The organism is Pseudomonas sp. 18.1.10 (assembly GCF_024655625.1).
Taxonomy (GTDB): Bacteria; Pseudomonadota; Gammaproteobacteria; order Pseudomonadales; family Pseudomonadaceae; genus Aquipseudomonas.
Genome location: NZ_JANLGL010000046.1, coordinates 15,446 through 36,310 on the forward strand (window position 1 = coordinate 15,446; position 20,865 = coordinate 36,310).

The following is a 20,865-nucleotide window of genomic DNA, read 5'->3' on the forward strand; positions in this document are numbered from 1 at the left end:
TGGGAACGATCTGACCTATTTTTAGACTTTGTGGGTCTCACATCTGTCTATATCGACCTTGCAGCACTAAAGCTTAACCACGGGTGAGAAAATGTCCGACTTCACGCAACTCCTGATCGGCGCAGACCTTGAAGGCCAGCCCATCGCCCAGGCCATGCGCCTGGCCAACCGCCATGGGCTTATCGCCGGCGCCACCGGCACGGGCAAGACCGTGACCTTGCAGCGCCTGGCGGAAGCGTTCAGCGACGCGGGTGTGGCGGTATTTGCCGCCGACATCAAGGGCGACCTCTGCGGCCTGGGCGCCGCCGCCAACCCACAAGGCAAGGTGGCCGAGCGGATTGCCGGCATGCCCTTCCTTAATTACACGGCCAAGGCTTATCCGGTGACGTTGTGGGATATCCATGGGCAGTCCGGTCATCCGTTGCGCACCACCATCAGCGAGATGGGCCCGTTGCTGCTCGGCGCCCTGTTGGAACTCACCGACAGCCAGCAGTCCGCGCTCTACGCGACCTTCAAGGTGGCCGACCGCGAAGGTCTGTTGCTGCTGGACTTGAAGGACCTCAAGGCACTGCTCAACCACCTGCGCTATCACCCGGAACTGCTGGGCGACGATGCGGCGCTGATGACCACCGGTTCCAGCCAGGCCCTGTTGCGCCGCCTGGCCGTGCTGGAACAACAGGGCGCCGAAGCCTTGTTTGGCGAGCCAGCCCTGCAACTCGAAGATATTCTGCAACCTGCCAGCGACGGCCGGGGGCGTATCCATCTGCTGGATGCCAGCCGCCTGGTGCACGAGTCGCCGAAGGTCTATGCGACCTTTCTTTTATGGCTGTTGGCGGAGCTGTTCGAGCAATTGCCCGAGCGTGGCGATGCGGACAAACCGCTGCTGGCGCTGTTTTTCGATGAGGCGCATCTGCTGTTTGCCGACACGCCCAAGGCGTTGCAAGAGCGCCTGGAGCAGGTGGTGCGGTTGATCCGTTCCAAAGGCGTTGGCGTGTATTTCGTCACGCAGTCCCCTGGCGACCTGCCGGACACGGTGCTGGCGCAGCTCGGTTTGCGTATCCAGCATGGCCTGCGGGCGTTCACCACCAAAGAGCAAAAGTCCCTGCGGGCGGTGGCGGACGGTTTCCGGCCAAACCCGGCCTTTGACGCCTTGGCGGTGCTGACCGAGTTGGGCACGGGTGAGGCATTGGTGGGCACCTTGCAGGAAAAAGGCACGCCGGAAGTGGTCCAGCGCGTATTGGTGGCGCCGCCGCAATCGCGGATCGGGCCGTTGAGCGAGGCTGAACGTGCGGCGCTGATCGTCAGTTCGCCGCTTGCCGGGCGCTATGACAAGCCGATCGATCGTGAATCAGCCTATGAAGTGCTGATGGCGCGTAAAGAGCTGGGGGCGACCGAAGAGGCCAAGCCGGCCGCTGAGGAACCAAGCTTTACCGACAAGGCCGGTGCCTTCCTGGGCACCACGGCGGGCAAGGCGCTGAAATCCGCGATGCAGCAAGCCGCCAATCAGATGGGGCGGCAGTTGGTGCGGGGTTTGTTGGGGTCGTTGCTCGGCGGCAGCAAGCGCAAGTAGCGGCTCAGGCCTTGGGCTTGGCGTGGGCGGCGAGCCGTTCCAGCGCGGCGCGCAGGCCCGGGTCGCTGATGCCGTCGGCCGTCGCCTGAATGGTTTCGGCCGCGTTTTCCGAAAGGTCCATGGTATGCCCCACCGCGCCTTGCTGGACGGTGGGCGGTTGGACCTTGAACTGGATGCGCATCAGGCTGGCGAACTCATCGAAAGCCATCAATTGCCGCTGCAGGCGTTTTTGCTGATAGCGCAAGCGGGTCGCCCAATGGCCGTCTGTGACAATTAGCAGCAGGTTGCCCTCGCGCCAGGACGCCACATGGCAATGTTCACGTGCGGCGGGTTGCAGCTGGGTTTCGAGCAGGCGTTGCAGATGGCCCAAGCGTTGCGCATGGCCAAAGATGGCTTTCAACGGCTTGGCTTCGCGAAGCAACGCGCCGGGAGCGCGGGCTATGAGGGGGCGAAATGCCATTATGGACACCTTAAGTAACAGAGCCGCCATCTTAGCAGAAAGCGCCTGAATGCCCCCACGCAACGCATCGACGGGGCAAAACCTGCGAAATCAATAGGTAACTTCTGTGCTCCATGGGTTGAAGTTCCAGCAAAAGCCCTTATTTTAAACAAGCCCTCTCACAGCACCATGCCAGCATCGGGGAACAACGCCACTTTCCTCACCCACGATTCCGGGTAGAATGCGCGTTCGCATGCGGCCGTGAGGGCTGCTCGGGCCACTCACGGTGCGCCCTCCATCCCTATGTGTGGAAGAACCTGCCGATATGTTTGCGCCTTTGTTAAAGAAACTTTTTGGAAGCAAGAATGAGCGCGAAGTCAAACGCATGCTCAAGACGGTGCAGCTGGTCAACGGCTTCGAAGAGCAGATGGTTGCCCTTTCGGACGACCAATTGCGCGCCAAGACCGAAGAGTTCAAGGCCCGCATAGCCAAAGGTGAAACCCTCGACAAGCTGCTTCCCGAAGCCTTTGCGGTCGCCCGTGAAGCCGGTAAGCGTGTCATGGGCATGCGCCACTTCGACGTCCAGTTGATCGGCGGCATGACCTTGCATGAAGGCATGATTGCCGAAATGCGTACCGGTGAAGGCAAGACCCTGGTGGCAACCCTGGGCGTTTACCTCAACGCATTGTCCGGCAAGGGCGTGCACGTTGTGACGGTGAACGACTACCTGGCCCGCCGGGACGCCAACTGGATGCGCCCGCTGTATGAATTCCTCGGCCTGACCGTCGGCGTGGTGACGCCGTTCCAGCCGCCGGAAGAGAAGCGCGCGGCCTATGCGTGCGACATCACCTACGGCACCAACAACGAATTCGGTTTCGACTACCTGCGCGACAACATGGCGTTCAGCATGGATGAAAAATTCCAGCGCGAACTCAACTTTGCCGTGATCGACGAAGTCGACTCCATCCTGATCGACGAAGCCCGTACCCCGCTCATCATCTCCGGCCAGGCCGAAGACAGCTCGCGCCTGTACACCGAGATCAACAAGTTGATCCCGCGCCTGGAGCAGCACATCGAGGAAGTGGAAGGCGTGGTGACCAAAGAAGGTCACTTCTCCATCGACGAGAAGACCCGCCAGGTCGAGCTCAACGAAGCCGGTCACCAGTTCGTCGAAGAGATGCTGACCCAGATCGGCGAACTGGCCGAAGGCGAAAGCCTGTACTCGGCACACAACCTGGGCCTGCTGACCCACGTGTATGCCGGCCTGCGCGCCCACAAGCTGTTCCATCGCAATGTTGAATACATCGTGCAGGACGGCCAGGTTGTACTGGTCGACGAACACACCGGCCGTACCATGCCGGGTCGTCGCCTGTCCGAAGGCCTGCACCAGGCCATCGAAGCGAAGGAACACCTCAACATCCAGGCTGAAAGCCAGACGTTGGCGTCCACCACCTTCCAGAACTACTTCCGTCTGTACAACAAACTGTCCGGCATGACCGGTACAGCCGACACCGAAGCGTTCGAGTTCCACCAGATCTACAGCCTGGCCGTGATGGTGATCCCACCGAACAAGCCGCTGGCCCGTAAAGACTTCAACGACCTGGTGTTCCTGACGGCCGAAGAGAAATACGCGGCCATCATCAATGACATCAAGGACGGCATGGCCCAGGGTCGTCCGATCCTGGTGGGTACCGCCACCATCGAGACTTCCGAGCACGTTTCGAACCTGCTCAACAAGGAAGGCATCGAGCACAAGGTCCTCAACGCCAAGTTCCACGAAAAAGAAGCCGAGATCATCGCCCAGGCCGGTCGCCCAGGCGCACTGACCATCGCCACCAACATGGCCGGTCGTGGTACCGACATCCTGTTGGGCGGCAACTGGGAAGTGGAAGTCGCTTCCCTGGACAACCCGACCCCTGAGCAGATCGCCCAGATCAAGGCTGACTGGCAGAAACGCCACCAGGCCGTGCTGGAATCCGGTGGCCTGCAGGTGATCGCTTCCGAGCGTCACGAATCGCGCCGTATCGACAACCAGCTGCGTGGTCGTGCCGGTCGCCAGGGTGACGCCGGTTCCAGCCGCTTCTACCTGTCCCTGGAAGACAGCCTGATGCGCATCTTCGCCTCGGATCGGGTGAAGAACTTCATGAAGGCCCTGGGCATGCAGTCCGGTGAAGCGATCGAGCACCGCATGGTGACCAACGCCATCGAGAAGGCGCAGCGCAAGGTTGAAGGCCGCAACTTCGATATCCGTAAGCAACTGCTTGAGTTCGATGACGTCAACAACGAACAGCGTAAAGTGATCTATCACATGCGTAACACGTTGCTGGCTGCCGACAACATTGGCGAGACCATCGCCGATTTCCGTCAGGACGTGCTCAACGCCACCGTCAGCGCACACATTCCGCCACAATCCCTGCCTGAGCAGTGGGATGTGGCCGGTCTGGAAGCCGCGTTGAAGAGCGACTTCGGCGTGGACTTGCCGGTTCAGCAGTGGCTGGACGAAGACGACCACCTGTACGAAGAAACCCTGCGCGAGAAACTGATGGCCGAACTGCTGGCCGCGTACAACGAGAAAGAAGAGCAGGCGAGTGCCGAAGCACTGCGCACCTTCGAGAAGCAAATCGTACTGCGCGTGCTGGACGACCTGTGGAAAGACCACCTGTCGACCATGGACCACCTGCGTCACGGCATCCACCTGCGTGGCTACGCCCAGAAGAACCCGAAGCAGGAGTACAAGCGCGAGTCGTTCACGCTGTTCTCCGAACTGCTGGATTCGATCAAGCGCGATTCGATCCGCGTGCTGTCCCACGTTCAGGTGCGTCGCGAAGACCCGATCGAGGAAGAAGCGCGCCTGCGTCAGGAAGCCGAGGCACTGGCTGCGCGCATGCAGTTCCAGCACGACGAAGCGCCTGGCCTGGACGCGCCTGAAGCCTTGGGCGAAGAGGTCGATGTGGCCTTGGCTCAGACGCCAGTGCGCAACGACCAGAAACTGGGCCGCAACGAGCTGTGCTACTGCGGTTCGGGCAAGAAGTTCAAACACTGCCACGGCCAGATCGAATAAGATTTTGCCCTGACACTGCAACACCCTGCGCCGCGACCGGCCTGTGCCGTCGCGGCGTTTTGCCATTAATTTCACCGTCGCCCACGACGGCACACACACACATCATCTGATTTTTAAGGAGCGCATTCATGGCTGTTGGTCTTGGTCCTTTGCCCACTTTGCACCCGGTTGCCGGTTTTGAACTCGGTATCGCTTCGGCCGGCATCAAGCGCCCGGGGCGTAAAGATGTGGTGGTGATGCGCTGTGCCGAAGGTTCGACGGTCGCGGGTGTATTCACCCTCAACGCATTCTGCGCAGCGCCGGTGATCCTGGCCAAGCAACGCGTGGCGGGCACGATCCGCTACCTGCTGACCAACACCGGCAATGCCAACGCCGGCACCGGCGAACCAGGCCTGGTGGCGGCTGCGCGTACCTGCGCCAAGCTGGCCGAGTTGACCGGTGTCGATGCCAGCCAAGTGCTGCCGTACTCCACCGGTGTGATCGGCGAGCCGCTGCCCGTCGAGAAGATCGAAGGCGCACTGCAAGCCGCGCTGGATGACCTGTCGGTGGACAACTGGGCTGCCGCCGCCACCGGCATCATGACCACCGACACCCTGCCCAAAGGCGCGAGCCGCCAGTTTGTGCACGACGGCGTGACGGTCACCGTGACCGGCATCAGCAAAGGCGCGGGCATGATCCGCCCGAACATGGCCACCATGCTCGGCTACATCGCCACCGACGCCAAGGTTTCCCGCGAGGTGTTGCACAGCCTGATCCTCGACGGCGCCAACAAGTCGTTCAACCGCATCACCATCGATGGCGACACCTCGACCAACGACTGCTGCATGCTGATCGCCACCGGCCAGGCCAACCTGCCGGAAATCACCTCCGCCGCCGGCCCGCTGTTCGCGGCGTTGAAGCAGGCGGTGTTCGAAGTGTGCATGGACGTGGCCCAGGCCATCGTGCGCGACGGCGAAGGCGCCACCAAGTTTGTCACCGTTGAAGTCAACGGCGGCGGCAACCACCAGGAATGCCTGGACGTGGGTTACACGGTGGCCCACTCGCCGCTAATCAAGACCGCGCTGTTTGCTTCCGACCCGAACTGGGGCCGCATCCTGGCCGCCGTTGGCCGTGCCGGCGTGCCAAATCTGGATGTGAGCAAGATCGACGTGTTCCTCGGTGACGTGTGCATCGCCAGCCGTGGCGCCCGTGCCGAAACCTACACCGAAGCCCAGGGCTCGGCGGTGATGCAGCAGGAAGAAATCACCATCCGCATCGAGCTGGGTCGCGGCGCGTGCAGCGAAACCATCTGGACCACCGACCTGTCCCACGAATACGTGAAGATCAACGCGGAATACCGTACCTGATCGCCAAGAGGATAAGCACGGTGAAACGAGTGCATGTAGCAGCAGCGGTGATCCGTGGTGTCGACGGCAGGATTCTGCTGGCGCGCCGCGCCGATACCCAGCATCAGGGCGGCCTCTGGGAGTTTCCCGGCGGCAAGGTGGAGGCCGGTGAGTCGGTCGCATCCGCGCTGTCCCGCGAGCTGCAGGAAGAGTTGGGCATCCAGGTCACCACGGCGCGGCCGTTGATTAAGGTGCAGCATGACTACCCAGACAAACAGGTGTTGCTGGATGTCTGGGAAGTGTCGGCGTTTACCGGCGAGCCTCACGGTGCCGAGGGGCAGCCGCTGGCATGGGTCGCCCCTCGGGACTTGCCCAGCTACGAGTTCCCGGCGGCCAATGCACCGATTGTGGCGGCGGCGCGTTTACCGGCCGAATACCTGATTACCCCAGGCGAACTGGAAACCCCGACGCTGTTGCGTGGCATCCAGAAAGCCATTGCCGGTGGGATCAAGCTGGTTCAACTGCGTGCGCCTAACGGTTACGACCCGAAATACCGCGACCTGGCGGTGGACGCGGTTGGGCTGTGTGCCGGCAAGGCGCAGTTGATGCTCAAGGGGCCGTTCGAATGGCTGGGGGATTTTCCTTCGGCCGGTTGGCACATGACTTCGGCGCAGCTGCGCAAGTACGCGAGCAAAGGCCGCCCGCTGCCCAAGGATCGTTGGCTGGCGGCGTCTTGCCACAATGCCGAAGAGCTGGCGCTGGCGGAATTGATGGACGCGGATTTTGTCACGCTGTCGCCTGTGCAGCCGACGCAGACGCATCCTGACGCGCAGCCGTTGGGCTGGGAACAGGCGGCGCAGTTGGTCAGTGGGTTCAGCAAGCCGGTGTTTCTGCTGGGTGGGGTTGGGCCGGCTGAGCGGGAGAAGGCTTGGGAGGCGGGAGCCCAAGGCGTTGCTGGAATTCGGGCGTTCTGGCCTGAGGTTTGAGGTGGCTTTGCCGGCCTCATCGCAGGCAAGCCTGCTCCCACACTTGGATGTATTCACAAACCCAATGTGGGAGCGGGCTTGCCCGCGATAGGGCCGGATCAAACACTACAACATCATCAGTGCGGCTTGGCCGCCGCCTGCCACAAAACCTCCGCAACACCCTGACGCTTGGCAATAATCCGCGCCGCCACAAACAACAAATCCGACAACCGATTGATATACGCCAACCCCACGCCTTCCAACGGCTCAATCGCATTCAACTGCTGGCACCGTCGCTCCGCACTGCGCGCCAGGCTGCGGCACACATGGGCCTGGGCGATCAACGCCGAACCACCGGGCAGGATGAAGTTTTCCAGCGGCCCGACTTCCTCGTTCCAGCGGTCAATCGCCGCTTCCAGCCGGTCCACTTCCGCTGCATTCAAGGCCTTGTACACCGGCATTGCCAGCTCGCCGCCGAGGTCAAACAGGCGATGTTGGCAGGGGGTCAGCACCTCGATCACGTCCTTCAATTCAGGATGTTTACCGCACTGTTCTTCCAGGTTGGCCAGCAACAACCCCAACTGGCTGTTCAGGCTGTCCACCTCGCCAATCGCCTCGACCCGAGGGTGGTCCTTGGGTACGCGGCGGCCGTCGCCAAGGCCGGTTTCGCCTTTGTCACCGGTGCGGGTGTAGATCTTCGACAGGCGAAAGCCCATGGTCATTGCTCCAGTTGAGTCAGTTCGTAAGGCGGCAGTTGGCTGCCAGCCAAGGGCAGGCGCAAGGTGAAGCAGGTGCCTTGGCCGAGGGTGGAGTGCACTTCCATCTGGCCCTTGTGGTTGTTGGTGATGATGAAATACGACACCGATAACCCAAGCCCGGTGCCCTGGCCGATTTCCTTGGTGGTGAAGAACGGCTCGAAGGTGCGCTTGCGCACGTTCTCACTCATGCCGATGCCGTTGTCTTCCACCTGGATTTCCGCCCATGGCGGGTTGAGGCGGGTGCGCAGGATGATGCGCCCGGGCTCGCGGTCGTCTTCACGCAGGTGGATGGCCTGGGCGGCGTTTTTCAGCAGGTTGAGCAGCACTTGTTCCAGTTCGTTGGCGGTACCGGGCACCGGGCCCAGTTGCGGGTCGAACTGGCGGACGATGGCCTGGCCCTTGAAGTCGAAGCCGATGGTCAGGTCGAAATCATTGCCGGCGATTTCCACGGCCTGATCGATCAGCGCGGGCAAGTCGCACGGTGCCATCTGTCGATTGCTGCGGCGGCTGAAACTGAGCATGTGCGTAACGATCTTTGCCGCCCGCGCACCGGCCTGCTGGATGCCGTCGAGCAGTTGCGGCACTTCGCGGCTGCGCAGGTAATGGTTGACGACGTCCAGTTCCACGCCTGCCTGCTCGGCGTGTTCGAGGTTCTTCGGCAGGTCGGGCGAGAGGCGGCGGCGGATGTTCTGCACGTTATGCAGGATTGCCCCCAGCGGGTTGTTGATCTCGTGGGCCATGCCGGCGGCCAGGCCGCCGACGGAGAGCATTTTTTCCGACTGCACCATCATTTCTTCCAGGGACAGGCGCTGGGTGATGTCGTCGATACGGATCACCACGCCGCGCCCGGCGCCGCCCATCAGCGGGTAGAAGGTCAGGGCGTAATGCTTGGGCTCGTCGTCCTTGATCCAGGTGACGCGCTCGATGCGTTCCACGGTGTGCTGTTCAACGGTGGCCTTGATCTGTGGCAGGTACGGTTTGAGCGGCTGGAACGCGAGGAAGATCGGCTGGTTCAGCGCCTCATCCAGGCGCGTGCCGGAGAGGGCGCTGGCCTCCTGGTTCCACTGGGTGACGTAGAGTTGCTCGTCCAGGGCGATCAGGGCGGACGGCATGGAGTCGATGATGCTGTTGAGGTAGTTCTGGAAACCCGTGAGTTTTTTCTCGATCTTGCTGCGTACCTGGACCTCGAGTTCCAGTTTGCGGTTGGTGTGGCGGGTTTCTTCGGCCAGGCCTTGGGCCTGGGCGTAGGCTTCCTGGGAGTCGTCCCGGGCGCGCTTGAGCTGCTGCTCGCGGGCCTCGATACGTGACAGCATGGTGTTGAAGGCTTCGGCCAGGCTGCCGATTTCATCGTGGTTGCCACGGCCGGCACGCAGGGCGTAGTTCTCTTCGCGGGTGACCTGGCGCGAGAGTTCTTCCAATTCGTGGATCGGCCGAGTAATCAGGCGTTTGATCTGCCGGGCGATGATGAGCCACAGCAGTACGCTGAAAATCAGGATGCCCAGGCTGGCGGTCAAGGTGCCGGTATAGAACGCCACCGGCAGCTCACTGCTGGCCACCAGCAGTAAGTGCCCGGATGGCTGGCCTGGGCGGGGCAGGGTGATGACCTGGTTGCTGCGAAACTCGGTGACGCGCCAGGCTTCGATGTGCCGGTAGTGGTCCGGCAGGTGCAGGCGGTCGCCGTGTTGCATCTGTGCCAGGCGGTTGCCTTCACCGTCATACAACGCCGCCGCACGCAGGGGCGAGTAGCTGGTCAGTTCATTGAGCAAGGCGTCGGCCTTGGCCGGGGACTCAAGGGCTTCGGCGGCCAGGGCGGGGTTGGACACCAATCGGCCAATGGCCTGGAGCGCCTGGGGCGCCATGCTTTCCTGGGAGATCCAGTAGGCGGCGCTGATAAAAGTGAGGTTGGCCACCAGCAATACGGTGGTCAGCAGCACCAGCAGGGCGGCCAGCAGTTTCTGCCCTACCGGTAGATTTTCAAGACGCTGGCGCAGCGGCATCAGGGTTTTCCCAGGTGATAGACAGGCGGGCAGGGTAGCGCGTGGCTCAGTCTTGGGGCAATCCGCGTGCGCGTAACTGCTCGACCAAGCGTACTTGCAACTGCTGCAGGTGGGGCAGGTTCAATTGGTGACGGGCCGCCGCCTGGCAAGCATAGCCCAATAGATAGCTGATTTCGGTGCGCCGGGCATTGGCCACGTCCTGATACATCGAGGAGTAATTGGCTGCGGTGGCCTCGATCACCCGCGTCACTTCGCTGTGCAGGTCCTGTGCGGCGGCGGGTTGGCCGCAGCATTCGAGCAGCTCGCTCAGTTCCGCGCAGAGGGTCGCGACTTCGCAGGCGTGGACCTGCAAGCCACCGTTGCGGCATTGGTAAAGCACCGTCAGCGGATTGATCGCACAGTTGAGTGCGAGCTTGCGCCACAGGCGGGTGAGGATGTCGGTGCTCCAGTCGTGGGGAATTGCGGCAGCGTGCAGGTCTTCCAGCCACAGCGGCGGGGTGGGATGGCCTACGTCACCCAGCCAGGTGTAGCCGTGGCCGGCGAACACCACACGCCATTCGCCGTCGCGAAATGCGCCTTCGGTGCTGGAGGCAAAAATGCAGCGGGCCAGGGGGAATTGGGCGGCCACCGCATCCTGGCTGCCAAGGCCGTTCTGCAGGAGGATCAATTCAGCGTCCGCTGCTAATCGGTGTTGCAGCTGTGCGACAGCGCCTTGAGCGTCGTAGGCTTTGCATGCAACCAGAAGGCGATGGATTGGCTCCGGGCTGTCGGATGTTTCAGCAATCACCGGGTAGGTGTGTGGGATGCCGTGTTCCACCAGCGTCAGCCCTGGCCCGGCCTGGTAGCTGGCCAGGCGCTTTTCGCCGCGCACTATCAACCTGACCGGCACGCCCGCGCGGGCCAACCGTGTAGCCCACAGGGTGCCAAGGCTGCCGGCGCCGAGAATATGCCAGGTGATCGACATCAGTTTTTGCTCCGTAGGGTCGCCCGCAGTGAACGAGGCGAAAGAACCGCTATAATGCCCCGGCATTTTAGCTCGGGCGCGCTCCATCTCTACTGAGCCCGCCCCTTATATTGGAGAAATGACATGCCTTCGTTCGACGTGGTATCCGAACTGGACAAACACGAAGTCACCAACGCCGTCGAGAACGCCGTCAAGGAACTGGACCGTCGCTATGACTTGAAAGGCAAGGGCAGCTTCGAATTCAAGGAAAAGGACCTGACTGTCAACCTGACCGCTGAAGCCGAATTCCAGCTGGAAGCGATGATCGAGATCCTCAAGCTGTCCCTGGTCAAGCGCAAGATCGACGCGCAGTGCCTGGAAATCAAGGACGCCTACGCCTCCGGCAAGCTGATGAAGCAGGAAGCCGTACTCAAGGAAGGCATCGACAAGGAGCTGGCGAAGAAAATCGTTGCTCACGTCAAGGACGCCAAGCTGAAAGTCCAGGCGGCCATCCAGGGTGAGCAGGTGCGTATCACCGGTAAGAAGCGTGATGATCTGCAAGAGGCAATCGCCGCCCTGCGCGCCAAGACCTTCGACATGCCGCTGCAGTTCAATAACTTCCGCGACTGATGGCCATTTGGGGAACCTGGGGGCGTTTTTGACGTCCCACGCCCCAGAACCTGCGCCTACCCTTGAGCCCTACGGGGCTCAATTGCGTTACTGGGTACTCAATTTAAAGCCGCACACCCGCGAGACAGGAGAATGTAGATGGATTTGAACGCTGAAGTGGATCAACTAATCAAGACGTCGCAGTCTTGGGTTCCGATGATTATGGAATATGGCAGCCGCGTATTCCTGGCCGTGCTCACCCTGGCCATCGGCTGGTGGCTTATCAATATATTGACCCACCGGGTGGGGCGCTTGCTGGCCCTGCGGAATGCCGACCTGGCGCTGCAACACTTCATCACCAACCTGGCCAACATCGCGCTGAAAGTCATGCTGATGGTCAACGTGGCCTCGATGATCGGCGTGGCGACCACCTCGTTCGTTGCCGCAATCGGCGCCGCGACCCTGGCTATTGGCCTGGCACTGCAAGGCAGCCTGGCGAACTTCGCCGGTGGCGTGCTGATCCTGTTGTTCCGCCCGTTCCGTATTGGTGACTGGATCGAAGCCCAAGGCACTTCCGGTACCGTCGACAGCATCCAGATCTTCCACACTGTGCTGCGCACGGGCGACAACAAGACGGTCATCATCCCGAACGGCAGCCTGTCCAACGGCATCATCACCAACACCAACCGCCAGCCGACCCGCAAAGTGGTGTTTGACGTGGGCGTGGACTATGACGCCGACCTGCAGAAAGCCCGTGAGGTGCTGCTGGAGTTGGCGAAAGACCCGCGCGTACTGGCCGACCCGGCTGCGGTGGCCGTGGTGTCGACCTTGGGCGACAGCTCTATCACGGTTTCCCTGCGTTGCTGGACGAAGACGGCGGACTATTGGGATGTGGTGTTCATGCTTAATGAACTGGCGCGTGACCGTTTGAAAGCGGCGGGGATTGATATCCCGTTTCCGCAGCGGGTTATTCGCGTGATGCAGGAAACGGCGGCGAAGTAATAAGAGGTTGCAGTGTTTAACCTGGTCAATCGGTCAGGTTTAAACTTTTTGATGTGACTCGTTAGTTAGCTTGCTAGTTATTTTTGCATTGAAATAAAACCGCAATAAAAAAGCCGCTCCCTTGCAAACAGGGGAGCGGCTTTTTACTTAAGGCCGAAACCTTAAGTCATCTTTGTAATTGAACGAGCAATTACAAGATGTTCAGCGGGTATTGCGCGATCAAACGCAGTTCGTCGATGGACGAAGAACCGTAGTAGACGCCGTCAGACGAACGATAGGTCGCTTGACGTACGCGCAGGCTCAGGTCTTTGGCTGGGCCGCTTTGGATCACGTACTTGGCTTCGATGTCGCGTTCCCACTCTTTGCCGTTCGACGTCGTAGCGGTGTTGGCGCCACTACCGGTGATGTAACGTGCCATGAAGCTCAGGCCCGGAATACCAAAGGTTGCCATGTTGAGGTCGTAACCAGCCTTGAACGACTTCTCGCCTTCGGCGTTGAAGTCGGAACGGGCAACGGAGTTGGCCAGGAAGATTGTGCCGCCGCCATCGATACCGTAACCGTAGTCGCCGTCGCCGCTGACTTTTTGAGCCGCCAGGGTGAAGGTGTGCGCGCCGAGGGTGTAGGCACCCTGCAAGCTGAATGCACGGTTGTCGAGCTTGGTCACGTCGTCTTTGTAGGCGCGTTGCAGGCCTTCGCCCGAGCTCTTGGTATCGTAGATGTTGAAGTCCACGGCCACCGACTGGTCTTCGCTCAGGGCGTGGGTCCAGTTGACGTTGGCGTAGAGCTTGCGCCAGTAGTCTTCGACTTTGGAGTAGTAGAGGCTGGTTGTGAACTCTGGAGTCCAGGCGTACACGCCGCCGACGAAGTTGGCTTGCTTGAGGCCGCGGCTGGTTTCAGGGAAGTCGAGGATACTGTCCTTGAAGGTCTGGGACTGCGCGACGCTGGAAGTGAAGTGGCCGGCTTCGAGCTTGAGGTCCTTGATCTCGGTGCTGGTCAGCGAGATACCCTGTGGCAGTTCCGGCAGCAAGCGGCTGTCGTCGGAAGCGTACACAGGTGCGGTGGTGTACTGGTCGCCGATTTTCAGGACGGTGTTGGATACGCGGAACTTGATGGCGCCGCCGCCTTTGGAGTAGTCATCCTGGGCACGACCATCCGAACCGTTCGGGAACAGGCCGGTGCCGTTACGGCCCTTGCCGCTGTCCAGTTTCACGCCCAGCAGGCCGATCACGTCAACACCCACACCGACGGTGCCTTGGGTGAAGCCCGATTGGTACAGGCCGTTGAAGCCCAGGCCGGTCTCGTTCGTGTAGCTCTTGCCGGAATCGTTGTTACGGAAGTCCCGACGGAAGTTCAGCAAACGGGTGTTGATGCTGAAAGTACTGTCGTCAACAAAGCCTTTGGAATCGCTCTGGTCGGACGCCATTGCGAACTGTGCGGTGCCTGCTGAAACAGCCAGGGCGATCATGCTCCACTTCATCACGCGCATCGTGATTTGCTCCTTTGGTTTTTAGGAAGAGTACTGCCGTCCCACCTGTATTTTTGTCTGGGCGGCTCTTTCTTTTTGTGTCGGCGCAAAGGTATATCACGCTGACAATACTTGGCGATACTTGCCTATCTTTCCTTTCAGCTTCTTTACGAGGCTGTCGTAAATTGCTAGATCCATGTCGCAAATTCACAGTCCTTAATGTAACGGGACTGACAACTTCAATGCTGTTTTGAAACGCTTTTAAACGTTTGAGTTCTTCCTTGGCATGCATTGAAACGCTGCTGTTTTTATCGCGTAACACCGACTTCCGAGCCAGTGTTGTTGCCGACGATATGAGTCTGAATGCAACAAGCGTGCACAAAGCGGTAACCGAATGTCATTTTTTCGTGAAAACTGTGATCCCAGTGTAAAAACCGCATAAGCACGGGGTTTTTACGCCGTTTGGTTTGGGCTTGACGCTGGGGCAGTACGCCTGTGCATTCATCCGTAAACAGTGTCCCAAAGCAAAACGTTACCGGTTCACCCCATCAAGTGGGTAATTGGCGGATCTCTATGAGGCACAAGTGAGTCATTTTGGTGCGCCTCGCTGAAGCCCGACTTAGCGTAGTCGAAATATCCGCCTGCATCGAAAAGGTGCAGGTCTTTTTGTCGGGCGGCGTCTTCGCCGTGAAGGCGGACGCATTCGAAGGTATGCTGGGCGCCTGAAACTGACCTGCCGAATGGAGTGCCCGCGGTGTTTGCCCTAGACCAACGCCTGCAACAAGACACGCTGGCCATTGGGGATTTCCCTCTGTGCCGCCTGCTGCTGTCCAACGACTCGAATTACCCCTGGTTCATCCTGGTGCCGCGCATCAACGCTATCAGTGAAGTGTTTCAACTGGATGTCGCCGATCAGCAGACTTTGTGGCAGGAGACGACAGCCCTCGCCCAATTGCTGAACGAAGGTCTTGGCGCTGACAAGATGAACATCGGCGCGCTCGGTAACGTGGTCAGCCAGTTGCATGTGCATGTGATCGTGCGCAAGCGCGACGACGCCGCCTGGCCGGCACCGGTATGGGGCAAGCATCCCGCCCGGCCTTACACCGACGCGCAAGTGACGGCCATTCGCGCGCGCCTGCGTGAGCTGTTGCCTGCCGACTTTATCTTTACCCAGGGCTGAACCATGGACTTGCAAGACCGCGTCAACGACCTGGAAAGCCGCCTGGCCTTTCAGGACGACACCATCGAAACCCTCAATGACATCCTGGTTACCCAGCAGCGGGCGGTCGAACGCCTGCAAATGCAGATGACCGCGCTGCTCAAGCGCCAGGAAGAAATGGGCGGCCAGTTCGAGACCGCCGAAGAAGAAGCGCCGCCGCCTCACTATTAATGGGCGTGCAATAAAAAACCGCGATCCAGTCAGCGCTGGATCGCGGTTTTTTTTGTTGCGAAGGTTAAATCAGCGACGCGGCAGTGCCGCAATCACGTCTTCAGCTTGCAAACCCTTGTCGCGGTTCATCACGGAGAACTCCACGCGCTGGCCTTCCACCAGGACGCGATGGCCTTCGCCACGGATGGCCCGGAAGTGGACGAAGATATCGTCACCCGAATCGCGGGAAATAAAGCCGAAGCCTTTGGAGGTGTTGAACCACTTGACGGTGCCGGTATCGCGGTTGGTCATGTCGTAGTTTTGCGACGCGGCCGCAGGCGACGAACGGTAGAAGCTGATCGCCAGGTGCAGAACGATGGCGACCACGGCAATCACCAGGCTGAGCAGGATGGCCGGGTGGCCACCGACTTCAGGCATGGGCGCCAGGAGGGTGAGGGTTTGCACGACAACAGTCAGCACCAGCAGCGCGCTGACCAGGTTTTGCAGTTGATGACGTGTGCCTTTGTTCCAGTAAGGGATCACCGGTGCCAGCGTCAGGTTAAGAAGGCCGAACAAGGCCAGGTACAGAGCGTCATGTTGTTGCAGGTAGGGCAGGCTTTCAGGCTGCAGGCTCGGGATAAAGGACAGCAGCAACGCTGCAACGCCCGTTAGCAGGTGGACGATTTTCAACATTTTGATTAACTCACGTTAAGACGGATCACAAGGAAGAGCTGACTGGCACGGTTCGCTTCTGAACAATGGGAGGCGTTGAGCACGTGCGCGGGTATCAGCCTATGTAACGTGCCGCAAACATTAACGGCAGCTACACGCCGCCTATTTAACAGCAAAGGCTGTGCCTACTCAAATCAAGCATTTCAGGGTGTTGCTATGGCGTCGGCATTTATGCGGCAAAGGCTTGTCCTAGACAGGTGCGGGTGTTTTTGTGTGGGGTTTTGAGAGTTTTCCTACATGGTCGGCGGCTTGCCCTGCGTCGGCCAGTACCGAGTAGAAGGGGCAATTTGCCGCATGTCCTGCGCGGGGTCTCGGCTGCACAAGGCCGACTCTCTTGCTAGAGTGGACCTGCACCTGATCAATGAACGTTCGTCAATTGAAGGGGAAAAACATGGCAATCGATATTGGTATTAGTGAAGAAGACCGTAAATCCATCGTCGATGGGCTTTCGCGGCTGCTGTCCGATACCTACGTACTGTATCTGAAGACCCACAACTTCCATTGGAACGTCACGGGCCCCATGTTTCGTACGTTGCACTTGATGTTTGAAGAGCAGTACAACGAATTGGCGCTGGCGGTGGATTCCATTGCCGAGCGTATCCGCGCCCTCGGGTTCCCGGCACCGGGCGCCTATTCGATCTATGCCCGCCTGTCTTCCATCAAGGAAGAGGAGGGCGTGCCCAGCGCCGAAGAGATGATCAAGCAACTGGTGGCGGGCCAGGAAGCAGTTACCCGCACCGCGCGCGGTATCTTCCCACTGCTCGACAAGGTCAGTGATGAACCGACCGCCGACTTGCTGACCCAACGTATGCAGGTTCACGAAAAAACCGCGTGGATGCTGCGTTCCTTGCTCGAAAACCAGTAAATACGCACCCGCAGTGGCGCCGCCCTGGCGCCATTCGCTTGTTTCCTTTCGCTTCCTGGCGTTGTCCTACAACTATCAACTCCGCGTCTTCTGGTCGCCTCCGTCCTCCTGCTGTTTTATAGACCCACTGTCCCATGGGACAAACCCATGGGCTGCTGTTTGGCAATGGAGTGTCAGGTGTATGTCACGCGCAGTGGGAAATGGAGTGATGGAGGCCTGTGGCTTCCATAAGATAAAGGTTGATCCCTTTGCAAAGGGGTTCGACATGGGACTGGCCAGGCCCTTGTCCCGATCGGTCAGGCTCAACGGGTTTTCCACGTGCCTGCGGCTTGAGCAGATCTATTGGAACATCCTCACGGAAATCGCCAGGATCAACGCCTGCTCAGTCAGTGCGTTGCTGTCTTATGTCGATCGGGAAGTGCATTTGCGTTATGGGGGAGTGAAGAACTTCAGTGGCCTGGTCCGGGTGGTATGTGTGGTTCATGCCTTAAAGGGCCATGTAGATCCACAGCACCGCGGGTAAGCCGGCGGTCCCGAGCGCGGCCGGCTGTCCAGGCGTGCCGCGCCTCGGGCAGAAAGCCGGCTGCGCTGCCTTGATTTACCCTATATAATCCCGCGCTTTGCTGCGTGTGCCTGGGCTATTCTCCAATGGGCAGGCGTGGCGCAGTAATGATCTGATCGCCGAGACATCGCCATGCCCATGTACGACTATCAATGTGCTTCCTGTGGTCATCAGTTGGAAGCCATTCAGAAGATCAGCGCAGCACCGCTGGTCGATTGCCCAGCCTGCCAGGCGCCGGAGCTCAAGAAGATGTTGTCCATGCCAGGCTTCCGCCTGAGTGGCAGCGGCTGGTACGAGACCGACTTCAAGACCGGCTCGAAGAAGAATCTGGCCGGCGGCGACAAAGCAGACTGAGTTGAACTCTACGCGCAGGCTCCTGCATTATCCGTCCCCTGGCTTAAATGTACGGTGACGAGGCAGGCCTCCACCGAATTTCGAATTACGAGAAGTGAAACCACTACCATGATGCGCAGCCACTATTGCGGCCAACTGAACGAGACCCTGGAAGGTCAGGAAATCACTCTTTGCGGATGGGTCCACCGTCGCCGCGACCACGGCGGGGTGATCTTCCTCGATATCCGTGATCGTGATGGTCTGGCCCAGGTGGTGTTCGACCCGGACCGCGCCGAAAGCTTCGCCGCCGCCGACCGCGTGCGCAGCGAATACGTCGTGAAGATCACCGGCAAGGTGCGCCTGCGTCCGGCCGGTGCCGTGAACAAGAACATGGCTTCTGGCGGCATCGAAGTGCTGGGCTACGAACTGGAAGTGCTGAACGAGTCGGAAACCCCGCCGTTCCCGCTCAATGAGTTCTCCGACGTGGGCGAAGAAACCCGCCTGCGCTATCGCTTCCTCGACCTGCGTCGTCCGGAAATGGCCGAGAAGTTGCGTCTGCGCTCGCGTATGACCACCAGTATCCGCCGCTTCCTCGACGAGAACGGCTTCCTCGACGTAGAAACGCCAATCCTGACCCGGGCCACCCCGGAAGGCGCGCGTGACTACCTGGTGCCAAGCCGCACCCACGCCGGTTCGTTCTTCGCCCTGCCGCAATCGCCGCAGCTGTTCAAGCAACTGCTGATGGTGGCCGGCTTCGACCGTTACTACCAGATCGCCAAGTGCTTCCGTGACGAAGACCTGCGCGCCGACCGCCAGCCGGAATTCACCCAGATCGACATCGAAACCAGCTTCCTCGATGAAAAAGAGATCATGGGCCTGACCGAGCAAATGATCCGCAACCTGTTCAAGGAAGTGCTGGACCTGGAATTCGGCGACTTCCCGCACATGACCTTCGAAGAAGCCATGCGCCGCTACGGTTCCGACAAGCCAGACCTGCGTAACCCGCTGGAACTGGTCGACGTTGCCGACCAGCTCAAGGCTGTCGACTTCAAGGTGTTCAGCGGCCCGGCCAACGACCCTAAATGCCGCATCGCTGCCCTGCGTGTGCCAGGCGGAGCAAGCATGCCGCGCAAGCAGATCGACGACTACACCAAGTTCGTCGGCATCTACGGTGCCAAGGGCCTGGCGTACATCAAGGTCAACGAGCGCGCCAATGGCGTTGACGGCCTGCAATCGCCGATCGTGAAAAACATCCCGCTGGACAACCTGAACGAGATCCTCGATCGCGTTGGCGCAGTTGACGGCGACATCGTGTTCTTCGGCGCCGACAAGGCCAAAATCGTCAGCGAAGCCCTGGGCGCGCTGCGGATCAAGCTGGGCCACGACCTGAACCTGCTGACCTGCGAGTGGGCCCCGATGTGGGTCGTTGACTTCCCGATGTTCGAAGAGAACGACGACGGCAGCTTCAGCGCCTTGCACCACCCGTTCACCGCGCCGAAGTGCACGCCTGCAGAGCTGGAAGCCAACCCGGCTGGCGCTTTGTCCCGTGCCTACGACATGGTCTTGAACGGTACTGAGCTGGGTGGCGGTTCGATCCGTATCCATCGCAAGGAAATGCAACAGTTGGTCTTCCGCCTGCTGGGCATCAACGAAGCAGAACAGGAAGAGAAGTTCGGCTTCCTGCTCGACGCCCTGAAATACGGCGCGCCGCCCCACGGTGGCCTGGCCTTCGGCCTGGACCGCCTGGTGATGCTGATGACCGGTGCCCAGTCGATCCGTGAAGTGATCGCGTTCCCGAAAACCCAGAGTGCTGCGGACGTCATGACCCAGGCTCCAGGTGTGGTGGATGCCAAGGCGCTGCGCGAGTTGCACATCCGCCTGCGCGAGACGCCGAAGGCTGAGTAAGGCTGCGGCGTGAAAGCGCACTGAGTTCCACGCAGTCTAAAAAGGCGCATCTTCGGATGCGCCTTTGCGTTACACGAGGCAAATCCCGCCCAGCGGGGTTGATAAGGTTTCTACAGAATTTCGGAGTTGTGTTATGGCTGGCCATTCCAAGTGGGCGAACATCAAGCACCGCAAAGAGCGTCAGGATGCCAAGAAAGGCAAGATTTTCACCAAGTGGATCCGCGAGCTGACCGTCGCTGCCCGCCAGGGCGGTGGTGACCCGGGCTCCAACCCGCGTCTGCGCCTGGCGCTGGACAAGGCCCTCGGCGCCAACATGAGCCGCGACATCATCGACCGCGCCGTGGCCCGTGGTGCCGGCGCTGCCGATACCGACGACATGGTCGAACTGACCTATGAAGGCTACGGCCCGGGCGGCGTGGCGGTGATGGTCGAGTGCATGACCGACAACCGCAACCGTACTGCAGCAGCGGTGCGCCATGCGTTCAGCAAGTGCGGCGGCAACCTCGGTACTGACGGTTCGGTGGCTTATCTGTTTGAGCGTAAGGGGCAGATTTCCTTCGCGCCGGGTGTTGACGAAGACGCGCTGATCGAAGCCGCGATGGAAGCGGACGCCGACGACGTGGTCACCAACGAAGACGGTTCCATCGACGTGTTCACCTCGTTTGCCAGCTTCTACGCCGTGCGCAATGCCCTCGAGGCGGCGGGTTTCAAAGGCACTGACGCGGAAATCGTGATGCTGCCGACCACCAGTGCCGAGCTGGACCTGGACGGTGCGCAGAAAGTGCTGAAGCTGCTGGATATGCTTGAAGACCTGGATGATGTGCAGAACGTTTATTCCAATGCCGACATCCCTGAAGATGTGGCTGCACAGCTAAGCTGAGGCGAGACGTAGATCAAAATGTGGGAGCGGGCTTGCCCGCGAATGCGGTGTGTCAGTCGCTGAAAATGTTGGCTGACCCACCGCC

Annotated in this window: 19 protein-coding genes; 13 read left to right on the forward strand and 6 right to left on the reverse strand. The window is 60.2% G+C overall.

What is annotated here, in order from left to right:
• Positions 1-91: 91 nt before the first annotated feature.
• A complete protein-coding gene (locus tag NUV89_RS10755; RefSeq protein WP_257781281.1) occupies positions 92-1,570 on the forward strand; it encodes a DUF853 domain-containing protein in 1,479 nt (492 codons plus the stop codon).
• 4 nt (positions 1,571-1,574) lie between these two features.
• On the opposite strand, the gene NUV89_RS10760 is transcribed toward NUV89_RS10755, so the two are convergent.
• Positions 1,575-2,030 carry a DUF721 domain-containing protein gene (locus NUV89_RS10760; protein ID WP_026136959.1) on the reverse strand — a complete coding sequence of 152 codons (456 nt, stop codon included), beginning with the start codon at positions 2,028-2,030 and terminating at the stop codon, positions 1,575-1,577.
• A 304-nt stretch (positions 2,031-2,334) separates the two neighbouring features.
• Here NUV89_RS10760 and secA point away from each other — a divergent pair, with 304 nt between their 5' ends.
• From secA to NUV89_RS10775, 3 genes are all read left to right on the forward strand, one after another.
• A complete protein-coding gene (gene secA / locus NUV89_RS10765; RefSeq protein WP_257781282.1) occupies positions 2,335-5,070 on the forward strand; it encodes a preprotein translocase subunit SecA in 2,736 nt (911 codons plus the stop codon).
• Positions 5,071-5,198: 128 nt separating this feature from the next.
• Positions 5,199-6,416 carry a bifunctional glutamate N-acetyltransferase/amino-acid acetyltransferase ArgJ gene (argJ, locus tag NUV89_RS10770; RefSeq protein WP_257781283.1) on the forward strand — a complete coding sequence of 406 codons (1,218 nt, stop codon included), beginning with the start codon at positions 5,199-5,201 and terminating at the stop codon, positions 6,414-6,416.
• A gap of 20 nt (positions 6,417-6,436) precedes the next feature.
• On the forward strand, positions 6,437-7,381 hold the full coding sequence (locus NUV89_RS10775) for a Nudix family hydrolase (protein WP_257781284.1): 945 nt from the start codon (positions 6,437-6,439) through the stop codon (positions 7,379-7,381).
• A gap of 116 nt (positions 7,382-7,497) precedes the next feature.
• Here NUV89_RS10775 and NUV89_RS10780 read toward each other — a convergent pair whose 3' ends face one another.
• Genes NUV89_RS10780 through NUV89_RS10790 form a run of 3 tightly spaced genes read right to left on the reverse strand, consistent with a single transcriptional unit; the run spans position 7,498 to position 11,079 of the window.
• Positions 7,498-8,076 (reverse strand): cob(I)yrinic acid a,c-diamide adenosyltransferase, encoded by a 579-nt coding sequence (locus NUV89_RS10780; protein ID WP_257781285.1) that lies wholly within the window; start codon positions 8,074-8,076, stop codon positions 7,498-7,500.
• A gap of 2 nt (positions 8,077-8,078) precedes the next feature.
• Positions 8,079-10,115, reverse strand: a complete 2,037-nt coding sequence (locus NUV89_RS10785) for a PAS domain-containing sensor histidine kinase (protein WP_257781286.1) — start codon at positions 10,113-10,115, stop codon at positions 8,079-8,081.
• 46 nt (positions 10,116-10,161) lie between these two features.
• A complete protein-coding gene (locus NUV89_RS10790) occupies positions 10,162-11,079 on the reverse strand; it encodes a putative 2-dehydropantoate 2-reductase (protein WP_257781287.1) in 918 nt (305 codons plus the stop codon).
• Positions 11,080-11,202: 123 nt separating this feature from the next.
• Here NUV89_RS10790 and NUV89_RS10795 point away from each other — a divergent pair, with 123 nt between their 5' ends.
• Both NUV89_RS10795 and NUV89_RS10800 read left to right on the forward strand, forming a co-directional pair.
• Complete coding sequence (locus NUV89_RS10795) at positions 11,203-11,688, forward strand: YajQ family cyclic di-GMP-binding protein (protein ID WP_017738036.1); 486 nt, start codon at positions 11,203-11,205, stop codon at positions 11,686-11,688.
• Between the two features lie 138 nt (positions 11,689-11,826).
• The gene (locus NUV89_RS10800; RefSeq protein ID WP_017738035.1) at positions 11,827-12,669 is read left to right on the forward strand and encodes a mechanosensitive ion channel family protein; all 843 of its coding nucleotides are present in this window, start codon (positions 11,827-11,829) and stop codon (positions 12,667-12,669) included.
• A 190-nt stretch (positions 12,670-12,859) separates the two neighbouring features.
• Here the strand turns inward: NUV89_RS10800 and NUV89_RS10805 are convergent, their stop codons facing one another.
• On the reverse strand, positions 12,860-14,155 hold the full coding sequence (locus tag NUV89_RS10805) for an OprD family porin (RefSeq protein WP_257781288.1): 1,296 nt from the start codon (positions 14,153-14,155) through the stop codon (positions 12,860-12,862).
• A 733-nt stretch (positions 14,156-14,888) separates the two neighbouring features.
• On the opposite strand from NUV89_RS10805, the gene NUV89_RS10810 reads away from it, so the two are divergent.
• Positions 14,889-15,314, forward strand: a complete 426-nt coding sequence (locus NUV89_RS10810) for an HIT domain-containing protein (protein WP_257781289.1) — start codon at positions 14,889-14,891, stop codon at positions 15,312-15,314.
• 3 nt (positions 15,315-15,317) lie between these two features.
• Entirely contained in the window at positions 15,318-15,524 is a 207-nt protein-coding gene (locus NUV89_RS10815) for a SlyX family protein (protein WP_257781290.1), read from the forward strand.
• A gap of 69 nt (positions 15,525-15,593) precedes the next feature.
• Here NUV89_RS10815 and NUV89_RS29825 read toward each other — a convergent pair whose 3' ends face one another.
• Positions 15,594-16,196 (reverse strand): cold-shock protein, encoded by a 603-nt coding sequence (locus NUV89_RS29825; protein WP_005790922.1) that lies wholly within the window; start codon positions 16,194-16,196, stop codon positions 15,594-15,596.
• A gap of 430 nt (positions 16,197-16,626) precedes the next feature.
• On the opposite strand from NUV89_RS29825, the gene NUV89_RS10825 reads away from it, so the two are divergent.
• The 5 genes from NUV89_RS10825 (at position 16,627) to NUV89_RS10845 (ending at position 20,780) form a co-directional block, all read left to right on the forward strand.
• On the forward strand, positions 16,627-17,100 hold the full coding sequence (locus NUV89_RS10825; protein ID WP_003193874.1) for a Dps family protein: 474 nt from the start codon (positions 16,627-16,629) through the stop codon (positions 17,098-17,100).
• A 181-nt stretch (positions 17,101-17,281) separates the two neighbouring features.
• A complete protein-coding gene (locus tag NUV89_RS10830; protein ID WP_257781291.1) occupies positions 17,282-17,623 on the forward strand; it encodes a ribbon-helix-helix domain-containing protein in 342 nt (113 codons plus the stop codon).
• 171 nt (positions 17,624-17,794) lie between these two features.
• Positions 17,795-18,016, forward strand: a complete 222-nt coding sequence (locus NUV89_RS10835; RefSeq protein ID WP_010208103.1) for an FmdB family zinc ribbon protein — start codon at positions 17,795-17,797, stop codon at positions 18,014-18,016.
• Positions 18,017-18,124: 108 nt separating this feature from the next.
• Entirely contained in the window at positions 18,125-19,900 is a 1,776-nt protein-coding gene (gene aspS, locus NUV89_RS10840; RefSeq protein WP_257781292.1) for an aspartate--tRNA ligase, read from the forward strand.
• Between the two features lie 133 nt (positions 19,901-20,033).
• Positions 20,034-20,780 carry a YebC/PmpR family DNA-binding transcriptional regulator gene (locus tag NUV89_RS10845; RefSeq protein WP_257781293.1) on the forward strand — a complete coding sequence of 249 codons (747 nt, stop codon included), beginning with the start codon at positions 20,034-20,036 and terminating at the stop codon, positions 20,778-20,780.
• The last annotated feature ends 85 nt before the right edge of the window (positions 20,781-20,865 follow it).